The sequence below is a fragment of the Immundisolibacter cernigliae genome, assembly GCF_001697225.1.
Classification (GTDB): Bacteria; Pseudomonadota; Gammaproteobacteria; order Immundisolibacterales; family Immundisolibacteraceae; genus Immundisolibacter; species Immundisolibacter cernigliae.
In genome coordinates, this window is record NZ_CP014671.1 from 532,320 (window position 1) to 549,019 (window position 16,700).

Sequence of the window (16,700 nt, forward strand, 5' to 3'; positions counted from 1 at the left end):
TTCAGCCGTCGTCCGGTTCCGCGGCGACCACCGCCGCGCGGCGCACCCGGAGCTGCTCGATGCGCCGCCCGTCGGCGGCCGTCACCTCGAATTCGAAACCCTGGTAGTCGATGCGCTCGCCGACTTCCGGCAGGTGCCCGAACTGCTGGGCCAGCAGCCCGCCGACGGTGTCGAACTCCTCGTCGCTGAAGCTGACGCCGAAATGGGCATTGAAGTCCTCGATCGGCGTCAGACCATGCACCAGCGCACTGCCGTCATCGGCCGGCTGGATGTCGGTCTCGTCCTCGTCGATGTCGTACTCGTCCTCGATCTCGCCGACGATCTGCTCCAGCACGTCCTCGATGGTGACCAGGCCGGCCACGCCGCCGTACTCGTCGACCACGATCGCCATGTGGTTGCGGGTCTGGCGAAACTCGCGCAGCAGCACGTTCAGGCGCTTGCTCTCGGGCACGAACACCGCCGGGCGCAGCACGTCGCGCAGCGTGAACTGCACGTCCTTGCCCGGTTCCAGATACGCCAGCAGGTCCTTGGCCAGCACGATGCCGACCACCTCGTCGCGGTCGTCACCGATCACCGGGTAGCGCGAATGGCCGTTTGCCTCCACCACCCGTACCAGCGCGGCTAGATCATCGTCGCGGCTCATCACCACCAGCTGCGAGCGCGGCACCATGATGTCGCGCACCTGGCGCTCGCCGATGGTCAGCACGCCCTCGATCATGCGCAGCGTGCCGGCGTCGAGCACCGCCGCCGCCTCGGCGTCCTTCAGGTGGCGCATCAGCCAGTCGCGGTCGATCGGCTCGCCGAACAGGGCGTGGCTGATGCGCTGCAACAGGCCGTGGTGGGTGTCGTTGCTCATTGCGGGGCGAGCGTGCTCAGGTCGCTCAGATAGGGGTCTGGCAGCCCAAGATCGGCCATGATGGCCGTCTCCAGCGCTTCCATGGCCAGGCGCCGGGGCTCCTCGTCGTGGCTGTGGCCGGCCAGGTGCAGCAGGCCGTGGATCAGCAGATGCGCCAGGCGCTGCTCGAAGGTCTTGCCGTATTCGGCAGCTTCCGCCTGCACCACCGGCAGGCACAGCACGATGTCGCCCAGCGGCCGCGGCTCGCCGGGCGGCAGCGGAAAATCGTCGTCCAGCGGAAACGACAGCACGTTGGGCGCGTAGTCCTTGCCGCGGTAGTCGCGATTCAGCTGGCGGGCTTCGCCCTCGTCCACCAGCCGCACCGCCACGTTCACACCGGTCAGGTGCAGCGCCGCCAGCGCCGCCGTGGCCCAGGCGACGAACACCGCGTCGTCCGGGGCGGGCACGATGCTGGCGCGGTCGATGTCAACTTCGGGGATCGCCGGGCTCGGCGTGCTGCTCATAGGCGTTGACGATGCGCTCCACCAGCGGATGGCGGACCACGTCGCGGGCGGTGAAGAAATTGAATGAAATGCCCTCCACGCCCTGCAGCACGCCCAGCACGTGCTTCAGGCCGGACGGCTTGCCGGGCGGCAGATCGATCTGCGTCACATCGCCGGTGATGACCGCGGTCGAGCCAAAGCCGATGCGCGTCAGGAACATCTTCATCTGCTCGGGCGTGGTGTTCTGCGCCTCGTCCAGGATGATGAAGGCCTCGTTCAGCGTGCGTCCGCGCATGTAGGCCAGCGGGGCGATTTCGATCACGTGGCGCTCGATCAGCTTGCCGACGCGCTCGAAGGTCAGCATCTCGTAAAGCGCGTCGTAGATCGGGCGCAGGTACGGATCGACCTTCTGCGCCAGGTCGCCGGGCAGAAAGCCGAGCTTCTCGCCGGCTTCCACGGCCGGGCGCACCAGTACCAGCCGCTGCACCTGTTCTTCGAGCAGGGCCTGCACGGCGCAGGCGACCGCCAGATAGGTCTTGCCGGTGCCGGCCGGGCCGATGGCAAAGTTGATGTCGTGGTTCTGGATGCTGCGCAGGTACTCGCCCTGGCTGCGGCCGCGGGCGCGCACCTGCAGCCGCCGGCCGACCGCCACGATGGGCTCGTCGTCGCCCGCATGACCGCCGCGCACCAGCAGGTGCACCTTGGCCGCCGACAGCTCCTCGCTGCTGGCCGTCTCGGCGTAAATGGTCTGCAAGGCGGAGCGGGCGCCGGCCACCGGATCGGCGGCGCCGCTGATGGCGAAGGAGTGACCGTGACGGCGTATCGCCACCCCGAAGTGCCGCTCTACCTGTCCGATGTGGGCGTCGAGCGGCCCGCACATGCGAGCCAGGCGGGCGTTGTCGCTGGGTTCCAGGGTGACTTCCGCCACCGCGGCGTCGGCACTCAAGCCAACCGGAACCGTCATGCAGCGTGGCGGGAGCTGCTCAGCTCGCCGCGCAGGGTGTGCACCGAAACCGCCGTGATCTTCAAATCCACCAATTGACCCACAAGCTGCTCACTGGCCAAAAAGTTTACCACCCGATTGTTACCGATCCGCCCATACAGCCGCCCCTGACCGCGCTTGGCCGGGCCCTCCACCAACACCGTCTGCACGCTGCCGACCAGGGTTTCCACATAAGCCTGCGACTGGCGCTCGATCAAAGCCTGCAGCCGCGCCAGGCGCTCCTTTTTGACCGCCAGCGGCGTGTCGTCCGCCAGCGCCGCCGCCGGCGTGCCGGGCCGGGCGCTGTAGATGAAGCTGTAGGCCTCGTCGAAACCGGCCGCCTCGACCAGCGCCAGCGTGGCGGCGAAGTCGTCCTCGGTCTCGCCCGGAAAACCAACGATGATGTCGGTGGTCAGGCTAAGCCCCGGCCGCGCCGCCCGTACGCGGTCGATCTTGGCCAGGTACTCGGCCGCCGTGTGGCCGCGCTTCATGGCCCGCAGGATGCGGTCCGAGCCGCTTTGCACAGGCAGGTGCAGGTGCGCGGCGAGCTTGGGCACCTCGGCATAGGCGGCCACCAGCGTGTCCGTGAACTCCACCGGATGCGAGGTGGTGAAGCGGATGCGCGCGATGCCGTCGATCTGCGCCACCTGGCGGATCAGTTCGGCCAAGTCCGCCACCCCGCCGCGCGGCGTGGCGCCGCGGTAGGCGTTCACGTTCTGGCCCAGCAGCGTCACCTCGCGCACGCCCTGCTCGGCGTAGACGGCAACCTCGGTCAGCACGTCCAGCAGCGGGCGGCTGAACTCCTCGCCGCGCGTGTACGGCACCACGCAGAAACTGCAGTACTTCGAGCAGCCCTCCATGGCCGACACGAACGCGGTCGGCCCGCTGGCGCGCGGCAGGGGCAGATGATCGAACTTCTCGATCTCCGGAAAGCTCACGTCCACCGCCGCCTGGCGACCCTGCGCCTGATTCAGCAGCAGCGGCAGGCGGTGGATGGTCTGCGGGCCGAAGATCAGGTCCACGTACGGCGCCCGCTCGCGCAGCCGGTCGCCTTCCTGGCTGGCCACGCAGCCGCCGACGCCGATCACCAGTTCCGGGCGGTAGCGCTTGTAGTCGTGCCACCAGGCGCCCAGCTCCGAGAACACCTTCTCCTGCGCCTTCTCGCGGATGGAACAGGTATTGAGCAGCAGCACATCGGCCTGCGCCGGGTCGTCGGTGGACTCCAGGCCGTGTGAGTGCGCCAGCACATCGGCGATGCGCTGCGAGTCGTACACATTCATCTGGCAGCCAAGGGTCTTGACGTGCAGTTTGCGGGGCGTGGTCATGGGCAGGGAAGCGGCCGGAAACAGCCTGACAGCGGTGTACAAGGCCGCCTATCATAACGACTTCCCCCTGCCCTGCCCGTGACTTCCATGCAGTTCGACCGCCCCTTCGACGTGATCGTGGTCGGCGCCGGCCACGCCGGTGTCGAGGCCGCCCTGGCCGCTGCCCGCAGCGGCGCCGCGACCCTGCTGCTGACCCAGAACCTGGAAACCATCGGCCAGATGTCCTGCAACCCGGCCATCGGCGGCATCGGCAAGAGCCACCTGGTACGCGAGATCGATGCGCTGGGCGGCGCCATGGCGCTGGCCGCCGATCGGGCCGGCATCCAGTTCCGGGTGCTCAATCGCAGCAAGGGCCCGGCGGTGCGTGCCACCCGCGCCCAGGCCGACCGGGCGCTGTATCGCCAGACCGTGCGCGGCATGGTCGAGGCGCAGCCGAACCTGAGTCTTTTCCAGCAGAACGTCGAGGACCTGATCGTCGAGGACGGCCGCGTGCGCGGCGTGCTCACGCAGATGGGCCTGAGTTTCAGCGCCCGCGCGGTGGTGCTGACCACCGGCACCTTCCTGGGCGGCGTCATCCACATCGGCGAGCAGCACTACGGCGGCGGCCGGGCCGGTGATGCGCCGGCCATCGCGCTGGCGCGGCGCCTGCGGGAACTGGACCTGCCGGTCGGGCGACTCAAGACCGGCACGCCGCCACGCCTGGACGGGCGCAGCATCGACTACAGCCAGCTGCAGGAACAGCCTGGCGACACGCCGACACCGGTGTTCTCGTACCTGGGTCATGCCGACCTGCACCCGCGCCAGGTCAGCTGCCACCTGACCTACACCAACGAGCGCACGCACGACATCATCCGCGCCAACCTGCACCGCTCGCCCATGTACGCCGGCGCCATCGAGGGCGTCGGCCCGCGCTACTGCCCGTCCATCGAGGACAAGGTGGTGCGCTTTGCGGACAAGTCCGCACACCAGATTTTTGTCGAGCCCGAGGGTCTGGACACGAGCGAGGTGTACCCGAACGGCATCTCCACCAGCCTGCCGTTCGACGTGCAGCTGGCGCTGGTGCGCTCCATTGCCGGCTTCGAGAACGTGCACATCCTGCGCCCCGGCTATGCCATCGAGTACGACTTCTTCGACCCGCGCGCGCTGCACCCGTGGCTGGAGACGCAGGCGCTCGGCGACCTGTTCTTCGCCGGGCAGATCAACGGCACCACCGGCTACGAGGAAGCCGCCGCGCAGGGCCTGATCGCGGGCCTGAACGCCGCCCGCCGGGCGCGGGACCTGGAACCCTGGTGGCCGCGCCGGGACGAGGCCTACATCGGCGTGCTGATCGACGACCTGACCACCCGCGGCACGCGCGAGCCGTACCGCATGTTCACCTCGCGGGCCGAGTACCGCCTGTGGCTGCGCGAGGACAACGCCGACCAGCGCCTGACCGCCATCGGCCGCGAACTGGGCCTGGTGGACGACGCGCGCTGGGCACACTTTTGCCGCAAGCAGGACGTCATCGCCGCCGAGAAAACGCGCCTGTCCGCCATCCTGCTGCGTCCGGAGCGGCTGGATGAAGCCGATCTGGCGCTGCTGGGCGGCCCGCTGTCGCGCGAGAGCACGGCGCTCGACCTGCTGCGCCGCCCGAGCATCGACTACGCCACCCTGCACCGCCTGCCGGGGGTGGGCGAGCCGCATGCGGATGACGAGGCCACCGGCCAGCTCGAAATCGACCTCAAGTACGACGGCTACCTCGGTCGCCAGCGGGCCGAAATCGAGCGCCAGCGCCACGCCGAAACCACCGCCCTGGCGGCCGATCTGGACTACGCCGCCATCCGCGGCCTGTCGCACGAGGCGCGCCAGAAGCTCGCCGCCGCCCGGCCCGCCACCATCGGCCAGGCCAGCCGCGTGCCGGGCGTCACGCCGGCCGCCATATCGCTGCTGCTGGTGCACCTGAAACGCCGCAACCGTCCGTCCGTCGATGCCGCCTGAGGCGGCGCCCGGCGACTGGGATCAGGCGCGCAGGCAGCTCGACCAGGGCCTGGTTGCTTTAAATGTTGACCTGCCGGCCGCCAGCCGGGACCAGCTGATCGCCCTGCTGCGCCTGCTCGCGCAGTGGAACCGCAGCTTCAACCTCACCGCCCTGCGCACGCCGGCCGACATGGTGGCAGGCCACCTGCTGGACAGCCTGGCGGTACTGGCGCACCTGCCGCCGGGGCGGCTGCTGGATGTCGGCACCGGCGCCGGCTTTCCCGGCCTGCCGCTGGCCATTGCCCGGCCGGACACGGCGCACGTGCTGCTCGACAGCCACCTCAAGAAGACCCGCTTCGTGCAGCACGCGGCCCTGACGCTGGACCTGCACAACGTCGAAGTGGTCCAGCAGCGCGCCGAGCAATACCGGCCGGATGCGCCTTTCCCGGTGGTGATCGCGCGGGCGTTTGCTCCCCTGCCCCGCCTGCTGCGCCTGATCGGCCACCTGTGTGCGCCCGGCGGCCGGGTGCTGGCGCTCAAGGGACCGGCTGTCGAAACAGAACTGACCGACCTGCCGGCCCAGTTCGAGCACCTCGACACGCTGACCCTGCCCGCCGTGACCGGCCGCGACAGGCGCACGCTGGTCGTGCTGGCGCGGCGGGCGGTCGGGTAAAGTGTCGCCGCCGCGCAGTTCCTGAACCCACATCCATGCCACGCATCATCGCCATCGCCAACCAGAAAGGCGGGGTCGGCAAGACCACCACCACCGTCAATCTGGCGGCGGGTCTGGCCCGCGCGCGCCAGCGGGTGCTGCTGATCGATCTGGACCCGCAGGGCAACGCCACCACCGGCAGCGGCATCGACAAGCGCGCGGCAACTCCAGCCACGCTGGAAGTTCTGACCGGCGAGGCAACCCTGGCCGATGCGCGCCGGACCGTGCCGGCCGGCTTCGACGTGCTGCCCGCGAATGCCGACCTGACCGCCGCCAAGGTGCTGCTGCTGCAGATCGAACGGCGCGAGTTCCGCCTGCGCGACGCGCTCGGCCCGATCCGCGACGAATACCACTACGTGCTGATCGACTGCCCGCCGGCGCTCGACATGCTGACCGTGAACGCCCTGACCGCCGCCGGCTCCGTGCTGATCCCCATGCAGTGCGAGTACTACGCGCTCGAAGGCCTGTCCGACCTGCTCGACACCATCAACGACATCGCGAGCAGCGCCAACCCCGGCCTGCACGTGGAAGGCGTGCTGCGCAGCATGTTCGACCCGCGCAGCCGCCTGTCGCGCGACGTGTCCGAACAACTGCAAAGCCACTTCGGCGAGCGCCTGTACCGCACGGTGATTCCGCGCAACGTGCGCCTGGCCGAGGCGCCCAGCCACGGCCTGCCGGTGCTCGACTACGACCGCAGCTGCGTCGGCAGCACGGCCTTTCTCACCCTGGCCGGCGAAATGCTGCGCCGGCATCACCTCAAGGCCAGCTGATGAGCCAGAAACGGGGACTTGGCCGTGGCCTGGAAGCGCTGCTCAGCAGCGCCGCGCCGGCCAGCAACACGGAGCGACTGGTACGCCTGCCGATCGAGCAGATCGAACGCGGCCGCTACCAGCCGCGCCGCCACATCGGCGAGGAAGAACTCGCGTCGCTGGCCGACTCCATCCGCGCCCAGGGCGTGGTGCAGCCGGTGGTGGTGCGCATGATCGGCGAACAGCGCTACGAACTGATCGCCGGCGAGCGGCGCTGGCGGGCCTCGCAACTGGCCGGCCTGCACGAACTGCCGGCCATCGTGCGCGACATTCCCGACGAAGCCGCGGCGGCCGTGGCGCTGATCGAGAACATCCAGCGCCAGGACCTGAACGCCATGGAAGAGGCCGACGCGCTCGAACGCCTGACGCGCGAGTTCGGCCTCACCCACGAACAGGTGGCGCGCGCCGTCGGCCGCTCACGCGTGGCCGTCAGCAACCTGCTGCGCCTGCGCCAGCTCACGCCGCAGGTGCGCGCACTGCTCGAAAGCCGCCAGCTGGACATGGGCCACGCCCGCGCCCTGCTGGCGCTGGACGGCACGGCGCAGATCGAACTGGCCCAGCGCGTGGCAGCGCAGGGCCTGTCAGTGCGCCAGACCGAGCACCTGGTGGCCCGCGCGCTGCGCGGCGAGACCACGACGCCCGCCACAAAAGCTGCCCCCAGCGCCGACGTGCGGCACCTGGAACAGAGTCTTGAAGAACGCCTCGGCGCCAAGGTCAGCATCGAACACGGCCGCCGCGGCGGCCGGCTGGTGATCCGCTACTCCAGCCTGGACGAGCTGGACGGGATATTGGGGCATATCAAGTGATTGGCCATGCGGCGCGGAATGCGCAGGCCCGCACAGTTTCGTAGGATGGTTGCAGCGCAGCGTAACCCATCAATCCGGTGCCGCAACTGGACCATGCCAGCCGGGATTTACGCAGCGTTGTGGGCGTGGTTGACGATGGGTTATGGCCTAGCGGCCGCCACCCATCCTACTGCGGGCTGGAGCGGCCACAACTGGAGCCATATATGAAGAATGGTTTAGTGTTTTTCTTTGCAATAATTTGCATATCACTGCCTTCTACAGAGGCTGAAGCAAGAAAAGGTTTCGGGTCAATATTTAAGCTTGGTCGAGGCGCAAAAGCTCTAAATGGAATAAAAGAATATGACTTTAATACATTATCTGTAGAGGAGATTCGAGCTTGTTTATTTCTGGAGCAGAAGGCCAATAAATCAGAAAAAGATCTGGAGTTAGAGCAACCATCGATATCAGAAAAAGAGAAATACTTAACCCAATTAGATTCAGAAATAAATATACTTTCACGATATTTGGAATTGAACAACAATACGAATTTCTATTCACAGCAGGAAGTCGATAACTTTAACAATAAAGTTAAGCGCCATAACGAGTTAATTGCTGTCTATAACAAAGAGATTGCATCTTACAAAAGCCTGGAAGCGACCTACAATTCGCACGTTACCCAGCACAACTCAGTAGTTAATAAGTTTCAATCTGAGTGTGCTGGAAAACGCTATTATGAAGACGATTTTGTTGCGGCAAGCAGCAACATAAATAAATAGTTCCTTAGGTTGGGCTGACGAAGGAGGCCCAACAATTCGTCCCTCCCTACCGGCGAAATACGTCACCGCTCGCCGTAACCACACACGTCATCGCCAACATTGCCGCCCCAATCCAGGCTCACCATGCCCCTTTCGATCAGCGACGAGCGTATTGGGTAATCCGCATCTCCCGGAAGCAACCGCCAGATGGCATTCAGGTGTTCCGGCAACACCACCATCGCCACGAGTGAAAAAGGGTGCGTGGCCTTTACCGTATCGATCACCGCCCGCAGGTCATCGATGTGCCGCACCAGCGTGTCCGCGCTTCGCTCAACCAGATTCACGGTGAAGAAATACGTGCCCCCCGGTATCGGCGCGCCGGTAGCTCATGTAGTGCTGTCCCGTGTGAGTTTGTTGGGCTTCCTTCGTCATCCCAACCTACGAGTTCTAGTAGTGCTCCTCATTGAATTGCATGAGCCCTTCGTAGGTCTTATCTTTTATTTTTTTGATCTCTTTCGCAGACGCCCCTTGAGTTCTTGCGACTTTCTCTAACACTAGCAAACGCAGGGCGCGTTCGCTTCCGTCGAAAAAGTGCCCCACATCTCGGTTCGATGGACGCGCTTTCATCGTCATCGCCGCGTGCACATCGGAGCAACGGCCGAGTGCATTCGGAACTTCATCGATCTGGAACGCTTCTATTAGGGAAACCGAGTCCTTAGACTTCAGGTATTGCTCCGTAGCCCGCAGAAGGCTGCTCTGTGCAGGCTTGGACATTGCCATAAACGCACAGGACGCTGTTCGGATTTGCTCCTCGGTGGCAGTTTCCACAATGGATTGCGCACCTACGCTCGTGACGACTAACAGCAAGCTGAGCAAAGCACCGTTTGACCTCATCGTGACCTCCCTGAAAATGCTTAACGCTCAGGTTCAGCCGCGTTTCTGCTGTAGCGGAGCGGAGGCAGAAATATCGGCTGGAACCTGTTATTAGAAAAAATTCTGCTCATAGGTATTTCGCAAGCTTTCATCTTGCTCCAGACATGCATAAAGGACTGCGAGTGACGCCCGCACCAATGCCTCGTCTCGTCCGGGCGGCGAATGCGGCGTGTACTTGCCACCATGAAAGAGGTTGTTGCGAACTCTGATTACAGCATCTAAGGCTCGTTCAGTATCGGTGTTGCCATGCAATCTCTTATGCTCCCAGTCACACCGACTTACTTGAACCATCGGCGGTTCGCCTAGAAGGAACGCGATCGCGCTGTCCAGTGGCGATCGCGCTGTTACGCTAAATGTTGCTGCAATAGATGCTGAGAAATCTCTCCATGCAGGCTCCGCGTGACCTTTATGGGCCCGAATGAAACCCGAGTCCTTGAGTGCAAATTCGAACCGCGAGAAAACTGCAAAGAACTCACACACAAGCTCTTGCGAGAGTTGCAGTCCTTCAAATGGAGAAGCTATGGCCATGTGTTCTAAGGAAACGCTGATCAATCCCTCGCTACCGAAGGCGTCGCCAAGGACAGGCAGCCCGCGTAGTGCGCGACAAGCGTAGCGCATTGCGCCGTTTTTTCCGAGTGTTCAGAGGTGGCGCCGGTTTTTCGGACACGGGTATAAGTGGATTTCAGGCCGGGCACCGACGTGACCGGAGGCATGAAGCCCGCGTAGGGCGGAATAGCGAAGCGTATTCCGCCTTCCGGGTTGCCCCGCAGCCACCGTTACGCTCCGGCCATGCCGCATTACGTTCGTGCTGACATCCCTGGCGGAACCTTCTTCTCCACCGTCGCCCTGCTCGAACGCCGCCGCCGGCTGTTGGTCGAGAACATCGGGACGTTGCGCGAAGCGTTTCGCGGCGTCCGGCATCGGTATCCTTTCACCATCGACGCCATCGTGATCCTCCCGGAGCACCTGCACTGCGTCTGGACATTGCCGGCCGGCGATGCCGATTTCTCCACCCGCTGGCGACTGATCAAGGCCGCCTTCGCGCGCGGCATCGCGGCTGGGGAACGGCTGTCCGAACGACGCCAGCGCACCGGCGAGCGCGGCATCTGGCAGCGGCGCTTCTGGGAACACGCGATCCGCGATGCGGTCGACCTGACCCGGCACGTGGACTCCATCCATCACAACCCCGTGAAACACGGCCTCGCCGACCGGGTTGTGGGCTGGCCGTATTCGTCGTTTCACCGCTACGTCGAGCGGGGGTGTTTATCCACCGGACTGGGCCGCCGGATCAGCAGTGCGCGGGTTGAGTTTCGAGTAGCCTTGCTCTCGGAAGGCGGAATACGCTTCGCTATTCCGCCCTACGCGGGCTGCGCAGCCAGTTCAAATAGGCTGGACTCCTGCGGCTGGAGGGAAGAAATCGACGTTTGCGGTATCAGTCCGTTACATCGCTGATATCGTTGGCGCGGAAGTCGGGCGGCATGTTCGATTGGGCGCAGTAGCGGGCGCTGCGCTCCCAGCCGTCTGCGCTCTTGGAGGTGAATGCCGCATCGCCCTCGAGCGTGTAGGTCGTGACGCTGGTTTCCGGCGAAGCATTGCCCTGAAAATCCCCGCAGGCTTCGGTGACGCGGTAGGTGTTCGGCCCCGTTTGCTCGATGTTCTTGAACTCGCAAAAGTCACGCGCACCGCCGATACCCTCGCGGCGGAGCAGCATCACCGTCGCGTTTGAAGCTTGGCCGCAGGGCGTATCGCTGGCGACGTAATAGCCGCGCTTGAGCGGCAGCGCGGCGATCGTGGCCGCTTGTGCCGTGGCAGGCGCGGTTTCCGGCGCAGCCGGTGCGGCGGCTTGGTTTGCGGTGGCGGTATCGGCTTGTGCTGCGGCAGCGGAAGCGTCCGGCGCGCTTCCCGTTTCCGTTTCAGCCGCGTCCTGTGTGACGGCGGCATTCTTCGCCGTCGCGGCGTTCTCGCCGCAGGCGGCAAGCCCCGCCGCGAACAGCAGCGCCACAACGAGGAAACGGGCTTTGTTCATGATGCCTCCGCGCGTGAAAATCCTTGCCGGTGGGGCTAACGTAGCAAAGGCCAGGCCCGCGCAATAAGCGTAGCGCTTTGCGCCGTGTTCCCGAGTGTTCCAACGCTCAACTTGCCGCCCCCCCGCCACCAAAAACGCCTGCCGGATCAAGCTCCGCCTTGAGTCGCCGCTCGATGGCCGCCTGCGCCGCCGAGACCGGCTGGAACACGCCACCGCTGCGATCCCCGCCGCGCATCAGCGTGGCGTGGCCATGTGCGGCGGCGACTTTCGCCCAGACCTGCGCCGGCGGCGCCGAGCTGCGTAGCCAGCGCTGGGCGCCGCCCCAGTCGAGCAAGCAGTCGCCGGGCAGGTCCAGCGGCGGCGTGGCCGGCGGCAGGGACACACGCCACAGCGGCGCCTCGCCTGCGAAGAAGGGCAGTTCGAGATCGCGCAGCGCCCGCCAGAAGGCGGCGCCGTCGGCCAGTTCCCGGCCGCCGATCTGCTGGCGCGCGGCGTTGACGCCATCTGTGGTGCCGGACAGGCGCAGGCACACCCGCCCGCCGTCCACGCACAGGCCGGACAGCGGCCAGGGCCGGCGCTGCCAGTCGATCATCGCCCGCAGCGGATCGGCGGGTTCCAGGACCAGGGTCAGTTCCGTTTCCGGCACCGGCAGCACCCGCACCGAGGCTTCGAGCAGCACGCCAAAGGCGCCGAGCGAACCGGCGTACAGGCGTGCCAGATCGTAGCCGGCGACGTTCTTGATGGTCTCGCCGCCGTAGCGCACGGGTTCGCCGCGGCCGTTGACGGCGCGCACGCCGAGCACGAAATCGCGCGCCGCGCCCGCCCACGGCCGGCGCGGGCCGGAAAGACCCGCCGCGATGGCGCCGCCCAGCGTGCCGCGACCGCCGAACTGCGGCGGCTCGAAGCCGAGCATCTGCCCCTGCGCCGCCAGCACGGTGTCGATGCGTGCCAGCGGCGTGCCGGCGCGGGCGGTGATGACCAGATCCCCCGGCTCGTAACCGAGCACGCCACGGTGGCCTGTGATGTCCAGCGCCTCCCCGGCGCGCGGATTGCCATAAAACGCCTTGCTGCCGTGGCCGGTTGCACGCAGCCGCTGGCGCGCTTCGATGGCGCGCCGCACGGCGCCGACCAGCGCCTCGGTCTGATCCTGGTCCATGCTCAAAACCGTTCCAGTTCCGGGTGCGGCAGGTGGCCGTGGTGCACGTGGCTGCCGCGCAGTTCGGCGCAGCGGGTCAGCGTCGGGATGGCCTTGCCGGGATTCAGCAGGCCCGAAGGGTCGAAGGCCCGTTTGACGGCGAAGTAGTCCTCCAGCACCGGGTCGGCGAACTGCCGGCAGGCCTTGTCGATCTTCTCGGCGCCGATGCCGTGCTCGCCGGTGATGGTGCCGCCCACGGCCAGGCACTCGTCCAGGATGCGGCTGGCGAGTTTTTCCGTGCGCTCCACCTGCTCGGGCACGCCGCCGTCGTACAGGATCAGCGGGTGCAGGTTGCCGTCGCCGGCATGAAAGGCCGTCGCCACGCGCTGGCCGTATTCCCCGGCCAGCTCGCCGATGCGGCGCAGGATGCCGGCCAGGTGGCGGCGCGGCACGGTGGCATCGACGATGTAGAAGTCCGGCGACACGCGGCCCATGGCCGGAAACGCGCCCTTGCGCCCGGCCCACAGGCGCGTGCGCTCGTCGGCCTCGCGCGCCAGGCGCAAGTCGTAGCCGCCACAGGCACGCATCAGTGCCTGCACGCGTTCGAGCTGGGCCTCGACCTCGGCCGTGGCGCCGTCGAGTTCGCACAGCAGCAGCGCGGCCGCATCCACGGGCAGGCCCATCTGGATGTAGCCCTCGACCACCTCGATGGCCACCTGGTCCATCATTTCGAGCCCAGCCGGCACCACGCCGGCGGCGACGATGTCCATCACCGCCCGCCCGGCGCGCTCCAGGTCCGGAAATGCCGCCTGCAGCAGCACGATGGATTCGGGCAGCGGCAGCAGTTTCAGGCGCGCCTCCACCACCACGCCGAGCATGCCCTCGGAACCGGTGACCAGCGCCAGCAGGTCGTAACCGGGGCCATCCAGTCCGCCGCTGCCCAGGGTCAGCAGATCGCCGTCCATGGTGACCAGCGTCACTTCGAGCAGGTTGTGGGTGGTCAGGCCGTACTTGACGCAATGCACGCCGCCGGAGTTCTCGGCGATGTTGCCGCCGATGCTGGAGGCGAACTGCGACGATGGATCGGGCGCGTAGAACAGCCCATGCGGCGCCGCTGCCTCGGACACGGCCAGGTTGCGCACACCCGGCTGCACGCGGGCGATGCGGTTGTCGGGATCGATTTCGAGGATACGGTCGAAACGCGTCATGGACAGCAGGATGCCGTCCTCGCGCGGCAGCGCGCCGGCCGACAGCCCGGTGCCGGCGCCGCGCGGCACCACCGGCACGCCGTGCTGCTTGCACAGGCGCAGCAGCGCCTGCACCTGCTGCACCGTGTCCGGCAACGCCACCGCCAGCGGCAGGGCGCGGTAGTTCGAAAGCGCGTCGCACTCGTAGACGCGGCGTTCTGCCTCGGCCGTCAGCAGGCCGTCCGCCGGCAGTACGCGGCGCAGGGCCGCCAGCAGCCCGGCGTGATCCGCGGTTCGGGATTCAGTGACTTGCATGGCCCCTCCAGATGGGGCAATGGTAGCCGCTGCGCCCAAAGGACAGGTCGGCGCCACGGATTGGCTTATAGTTCTGCGCCGCAAAGAAGCCGCCCAAGCCGCCGAACATGTCCCGCAACACCGCCATCCTGCTCGTTACCTGTCCCGACCAGCGCGGCCTCGTCGCCGCCGTCGCGGAGTTCCTGTACCGCCACGGCGCCAACATCCTGCACGCCGACCAGCACGTGGATATTGCCGCCGGGCTGTTTTTCATGCGCGTGGAATGGTCGCTGGCCGGCTTCGACATGTCGGCCGCCGATTTCGCCACCGCCTTTGCGCCGCTGGCCGAAAAGCATGCCCTGCACTGGCGGCTGGAAGAATCAGACCGGCGCCAGCGGGTGGCCATCTTCGCCTCCCGCTACGATCATTGCCTGGCCGACCTGCTGTACCGCCACCGCGCCGGCGAGCTGTACTGCGACATCCCGCTGGTGATCAGCAACCACGAGGACACGCGCCAGCTGGTCGAGTTCTACGACGTGCCGTTTCACCTGATCGAGGTGAGCCCGGAAGGCAAGACCGAGGCCGAGGCGGCGCAGCTGGCCCTGCTCGAACAAAACGGCGTGGACCTGATCGTGCTGGCGCGCTACATGCAGATCCTGGGGCCGCGCTTCGTGGCCCGTTACCCGGCGCGCATCATCAACATCCACCACTCCTTCCTGCCGGCCTTCCTGGGCGCCCGCCCCTACCACCGGGCCTTCGAGCGCGGCGTCAAGATCATCGGCGCCACCAGCCATTACGTGACCGACACCCTGGACGAGGGGCCGATCATCGAGCAGGACGTAATCCGCGTGTCGCACCGCGACCAGGTCGAAAACCTGATCCAGAAAGGCCGCGACGTGGAAAAGATGGTCCTCTCGCGCGCCGTGCGCTGGCACCTGGAGCACCGCATCCTGGCCTACGGCAACAAGACCGTGGTGTTCGACTGACGAAGAAGTATCGGCGTCTGCGAACTGTAGGAGCCCGGCTATGCCGGGCGATCATCGCGCTACCGCGGCGCTTTTCCGGTGTGGGAGGCCCGCCCTCGGGCCGAATCGTCAGGCCGCAGCGGATCGCGCTTTGGATTCGCGGCGGGGGCGCCGCTCCCACCGGAAAACTCCTGTGGGAGGCCCGCCCTCGGGCCGAATCGTCAGGCGCAGCGATCGCGCTTCGGATTCGCGGCGGGGGCGCCGCTCCCACAAGGGCGCCGGCTGCATCAGGCAGCCTGTGGTGCCGCCTTCAGGCGCGAGCGGCCTTCAGGCCAGCGCTGCCTTCAGCCGGCGCATGGCCTCCTTGAGGTTGTCCAGGCTGGTGGCGAACGACAGGCGCAGGTAACCGGGCGCGCCAAACGCGCTGCCGGGCACCAGGGCGACCTCGGCCTTCTCCATCAACCAGGCGGCGAATTCCACGTCGTCGCTCACCCCCGGCGTGGCGGCGATGGCGTCGGCCACGCTGAAGAAGCAGTAAAACGCCCCGTCGGCCGGCGCGCAGCGGATGCCCTTGATGTCGTTCAGCGCCGCCACCACGAAGTCGTGGCGCGCCTTGAAGGCGGTGTTCATTTCCTTGATGAAGCCCTGATCGCCTTCCAGGGCGGCCTGCGCCGCCACCTGCGAGATGGAGCAGGCGTTCGACGTGCTCTGCGACTGGATCTTGGCCATCTCGCTGATGACGCGCGCGTCGCCGGCGGCGTAGCCGATGCGCCAGCCGGTCATGGAATAGGCCTTCGAGACGCCGTTGAGCACCATCGTGCGCTCGTACAGCGCCGGGCAGGCGTTCAGGATGTTGCGAAACGGCGCGCCGTCCCAGCGGATGTGCTCGTACATGTCGTCGCTGGCGATCCACACCTGCGGGTGGCGCAGCAGCACCTCGGCCAGGGCTGCCAGTTCGGCTTCCGAGTAGACGCTGCCGGTGGGATTCGACGGGCTGTTGAGCACCAGCAGTTTGGTGCGCGGCGTGATGGCGGCTTCCAGCTGCGCCGGGCTGATCTTGAAATGGCTGTCGAGGCCGGTTTCCAGGATCACCGGCGTGGCGCCGGCCAGCAGCACGATGTCCGGGTACGACACCCAATACGGCGCCGGGATGATGACCTCGTCGCCTTCCTCCAGCAGCACCTGCGCCAGGTTGTAGAAGCTCTGCTTGCCGCCGGACGACACCAGAATCTGCGCCGGCTGGTAGCTCAGGCCGTTCTCGCGCGCGAACTTGGCGACGATGGCACGGCGCAGCTCCGGTGTGCCCTCGACCGCCGTGTACTTGGTGAAGCCGGCGTCGATGGCGGCCTTGGCGGCGTCCTTGATGTGCTGTGGCGTGTCGAAATCCGGCTCGCCGGCGCCAAGACCGATCACCTTGCGCCCGGCGGCCTGCAATTCCTTGGCCTTGGCGGTGACGGCCATGGTGGCGGACGGCTTGATGGCGGCGACACGGGCGGCG

General features: G+C 66.6%; 17 protein-coding genes and 1 pseudogene. 7 read left to right on the plus strand and 11 right to left on the minus strand.

The window, feature by feature from the left end; genetic code table 11:
• Position 1: 1 nt before the first annotated feature.
• Genes PG2T_RS02530 through miaB form a run of 4 tightly spaced genes read right to left on the minus strand, consistent with a single transcriptional unit; the run spans position 2 to position 3,645 of the window.
• Positions 2-856, minus strand: a complete 855-nt coding sequence (locus PG2T_RS02530; protein WP_068802681.1) for an HlyC/CorC family transporter — start codon at positions 854-856, stop codon at positions 2-4.
• Positions 853-1,359: an rRNA maturation RNase YbeY gene (gene ybeY, locus PG2T_RS02535; RefSeq protein ID WP_145930964.1), complete on the minus strand. Its 507-nt coding sequence runs from the start codon at positions 1,357-1,359 to the stop codon at positions 853-855. The genes PG2T_RS02530 and ybeY overlap by 4 nt, the downstream gene beginning before the upstream one ends.
• On the minus strand, positions 1,322-2,302 hold the full coding sequence (locus PG2T_RS02540; RefSeq protein ID WP_068802682.1) for a PhoH family protein: 981 nt from the start codon (positions 2,300-2,302) through the stop codon (positions 1,322-1,324). Before PG2T_RS02540 ends, ybeY begins: the two co-directional genes overlap by 38 nt.
• Positions 2,299-3,645: a tRNA (N6-isopentenyl adenosine(37)-C2)-methylthiotransferase MiaB gene (miaB, locus tag PG2T_RS02545; RefSeq protein ID WP_068807617.1), complete on the minus strand. Its 1,347-nt coding sequence runs from the start codon at positions 3,643-3,645 to the stop codon at positions 2,299-2,301. Before miaB ends, PG2T_RS02540 begins: the two co-directional genes overlap by 4 nt.
• An 87-nt stretch (positions 3,646-3,732) precedes the next feature.
• Here miaB and mnmG point away from each other — a divergent pair, with 87 nt between their 5' ends.
• From mnmG to PG2T_RS15940, 5 genes are all read left to right on the plus strand, one after another.
• A complete protein-coding gene (gene mnmG / locus PG2T_RS02550; RefSeq protein ID WP_068802683.1) occupies positions 3,733-5,622 on the plus strand; it encodes a tRNA uridine-5-carboxymethylaminomethyl(34) synthesis enzyme MnmG in 1,890 nt (629 codons plus the stop codon).
• Entirely contained in the window at positions 5,612-6,274 is a 663-nt protein-coding gene (gene rsmG / locus PG2T_RS02555) for a 16S rRNA (guanine(527)-N(7))-methyltransferase RsmG (protein ID WP_068802684.1), read from the plus strand. Before mnmG ends, rsmG begins: the two co-directional genes overlap by 11 nt.
• Positions 6,275-6,309: 35 nt before the next feature.
• A complete protein-coding gene (locus PG2T_RS02560; protein WP_068802685.1) occupies positions 6,310-7,083 on the plus strand; it encodes a ParA family protein in 774 nt (257 codons plus the stop codon).
• Positions 7,083-7,928, plus strand: a complete 846-nt coding sequence (locus PG2T_RS02565) for a ParB/RepB/Spo0J family partition protein (RefSeq protein ID WP_068802686.1) — start codon at positions 7,083-7,085, stop codon at positions 7,926-7,928. Before PG2T_RS02560 ends, PG2T_RS02565 begins: the two co-directional genes overlap by 1 nt.
• Positions 7,929-8,005: 77 nt before the next feature.
• Complete coding sequence (locus tag PG2T_RS15940; RefSeq protein WP_145930965.1) at positions 8,006-8,683, plus strand: hypothetical protein; 678 nt, start codon at positions 8,006-8,008, stop codon at positions 8,681-8,683.
• 62 nt (positions 8,684-8,745) lie between these two features.
• Here the strand turns inward: PG2T_RS15940 and PG2T_RS02570 are convergent, their stop codons facing one another.
• The 3 genes from PG2T_RS02570 to PG2T_RS15945 all read right to left on the minus strand — a co-directional run bounded on the left by PG2T_RS02570 (position 8,746) and on the right by PG2T_RS15945 (position 10,213).
• Positions 8,746-9,006, minus strand: a complete 261-nt coding sequence (locus PG2T_RS02570; RefSeq protein WP_068802687.1) for a hypothetical protein — start codon at positions 9,004-9,006, stop codon at positions 8,746-8,748.
• A gap of 103 nt (positions 9,007-9,109) precedes the next feature.
• Positions 9,110-9,490, minus strand: coding sequence for a hypothetical protein (locus PG2T_RS02575; protein WP_236953285.1), 381 nt, complete (start codon positions 9,488-9,490; stop codon positions 9,110-9,112).
• Between the two features lie 156 nt (positions 9,491-9,646).
• Complete coding sequence (locus tag PG2T_RS15945) at positions 9,647-10,213, minus strand: hypothetical protein (RefSeq protein ID WP_145930967.1); 567 nt, start codon at positions 10,211-10,213, stop codon at positions 9,647-9,649.
• A 171-nt stretch (positions 10,214-10,384) separates the two neighbouring features.
• Here PG2T_RS15945 and PG2T_RS02580 point away from each other — a divergent pair.
• Positions 10,385-10,913, plus strand: a pseudogene (locus PG2T_RS02580) (REP-associated tyrosine transposase).
• Positions 10,914-11,027: 114 nt separating this feature from the next.
• On the opposite strand, the gene PG2T_RS16330 reads toward PG2T_RS02580, so the two are convergent.
• The 3 genes from PG2T_RS16330 to PG2T_RS02595 all read right to left on the minus strand — a co-directional run bounded on the left by PG2T_RS16330 (position 11,028) and on the right by PG2T_RS02595 (position 14,258).
• On the minus strand, positions 11,028-11,621 hold the full coding sequence (locus tag PG2T_RS16330; RefSeq protein WP_083214714.1) for a hypothetical protein: 594 nt from the start codon (positions 11,619-11,621) through the stop codon (positions 11,028-11,030).
• A gap of 106 nt (positions 11,622-11,727) precedes the next feature.
• Positions 11,728-12,777: a glycolate oxidase subunit GlcE gene (gene glcE, locus PG2T_RS02590; protein WP_068802689.1), complete on the minus strand. Its 1,050-nt coding sequence runs from the start codon at positions 12,775-12,777 to the stop codon at positions 11,728-11,730.
• A 2-nt stretch (positions 12,778-12,779) separates the two neighbouring features.
• A complete protein-coding gene (locus tag PG2T_RS02595) occupies positions 12,780-14,258 on the minus strand; it encodes an FAD-linked oxidase C-terminal domain-containing protein (protein ID WP_068802690.1) in 1,479 nt (492 codons plus the stop codon).
• A 107-nt stretch (positions 14,259-14,365) separates the two neighbouring features.
• Here PG2T_RS02595 and purU point away from each other — a divergent pair, with 107 nt between their 5' ends.
• The gene (gene purU, locus PG2T_RS02600) at positions 14,366-15,223 is read left to right on the plus strand and encodes a formyltetrahydrofolate deformylase (RefSeq protein ID WP_068802691.1); all 858 of its coding nucleotides are present in this window, start codon (positions 14,366-14,368) and stop codon (positions 15,221-15,223) included.
• A 306-nt stretch (positions 15,224-15,529) separates the two neighbouring features.
• Here the strand turns inward: purU and PG2T_RS02605 are convergent, their stop codons facing one another.
• Entirely contained in the window at positions 15,530-16,663 is a 1,134-nt protein-coding gene (locus PG2T_RS02605; RefSeq protein WP_193399832.1) for a pyridoxal phosphate-dependent aminotransferase, read from the minus strand.
• Positions 16,664-16,700: the final 37 nt, after the last annotated feature.

Bases quoted from the DNA above. Each gene is read 5' to 3' on its own strand.
- PG2T_RS02595 (WP_068802690.1), bottom strand. From the start codon at position 14,258: ATGCAAGTCACTGAATCCCGAACCGCGGATCACGCCGGGCTGCTGGCG.
- ybeY (WP_145930964.1), bottom strand. From the start codon at position 1,359: ATGAGCAGCACGCCGAGCCCGGCGATCCCCGAAGTTGACATCGACCGC.
- rsmG (WP_068802684.1), top strand. From the start codon at position 5,612: ATGCCGCCTGAGGCGGCGCCCGGCGACTGGGATCAGGCGCGCAGGCAG.
- mnmG (WP_068802683.1), top strand. From the start codon at position 3,733: ATGCAGTTCGACCGCCCCTTCGACGTGATCGTGGTCGGCGCCGGCCAC.
- PG2T_RS02565 (WP_068802686.1), top strand. From the start codon at position 7,083: ATGAGCCAGAAACGGGGACTTGGCCGTGGCCTGGAAGCGCTGCTCAGC.
- PG2T_RS02530 (WP_068802681.1), bottom strand. From the start codon at position 856: ATGAGCAACGACACCCACCACGGCCTGTTGCAGCGCATCAGCCACGCC.
- PG2T_RS02560 (WP_068802685.1), top strand. From the start codon at position 6,310: ATGCCACGCATCATCGCCATCGCCAACCAGAAAGGCGGGGTCGGCAAG.
- miaB (WP_068807617.1), bottom strand. From the start codon at position 3,645: ATGACCACGCCCCGCAAACTGCACGTCAAGACCCTTGGCTGCCAGATG.
- glcE (WP_068802689.1), bottom strand. From the start codon at position 12,777: ATGGACCAGGATCAGACCGAGGCGCTGGTCGGCGCCGTGCGGCGCGCC.
- PG2T_RS02605 (WP_193399832.1), bottom strand. From the start codon at position 16,663: ATGGCCGTCACCGCCAAGGCCAAGGAATTGCAGGCCGCCGGGCGCAAG.
- purU (WP_068802691.1), top strand. From the start codon at position 14,366: ATGTCCCGCAACACCGCCATCCTGCTCGTTACCTGTCCCGACCAGCGC.
- PG2T_RS16330 (WP_083214714.1), bottom strand. From the start codon at position 11,621: ATGAACAAAGCCCGTTTCCTCGTTGTGGCGCTGCTGTTCGCGGCGGGG.
- PG2T_RS02540 (WP_068802682.1), bottom strand. From the start codon at position 2,302: ATGACGGTTCCGGTTGGCTTGAGTGCCGACGCCGCGGTGGCGGAAGTC.
- PG2T_RS15945 (WP_145930967.1), bottom strand. From the start codon at position 10,213: ATGCGCTACGCTTGTCGCGCACTACGCGGGCTGCCTGTCCTTGGCGAC.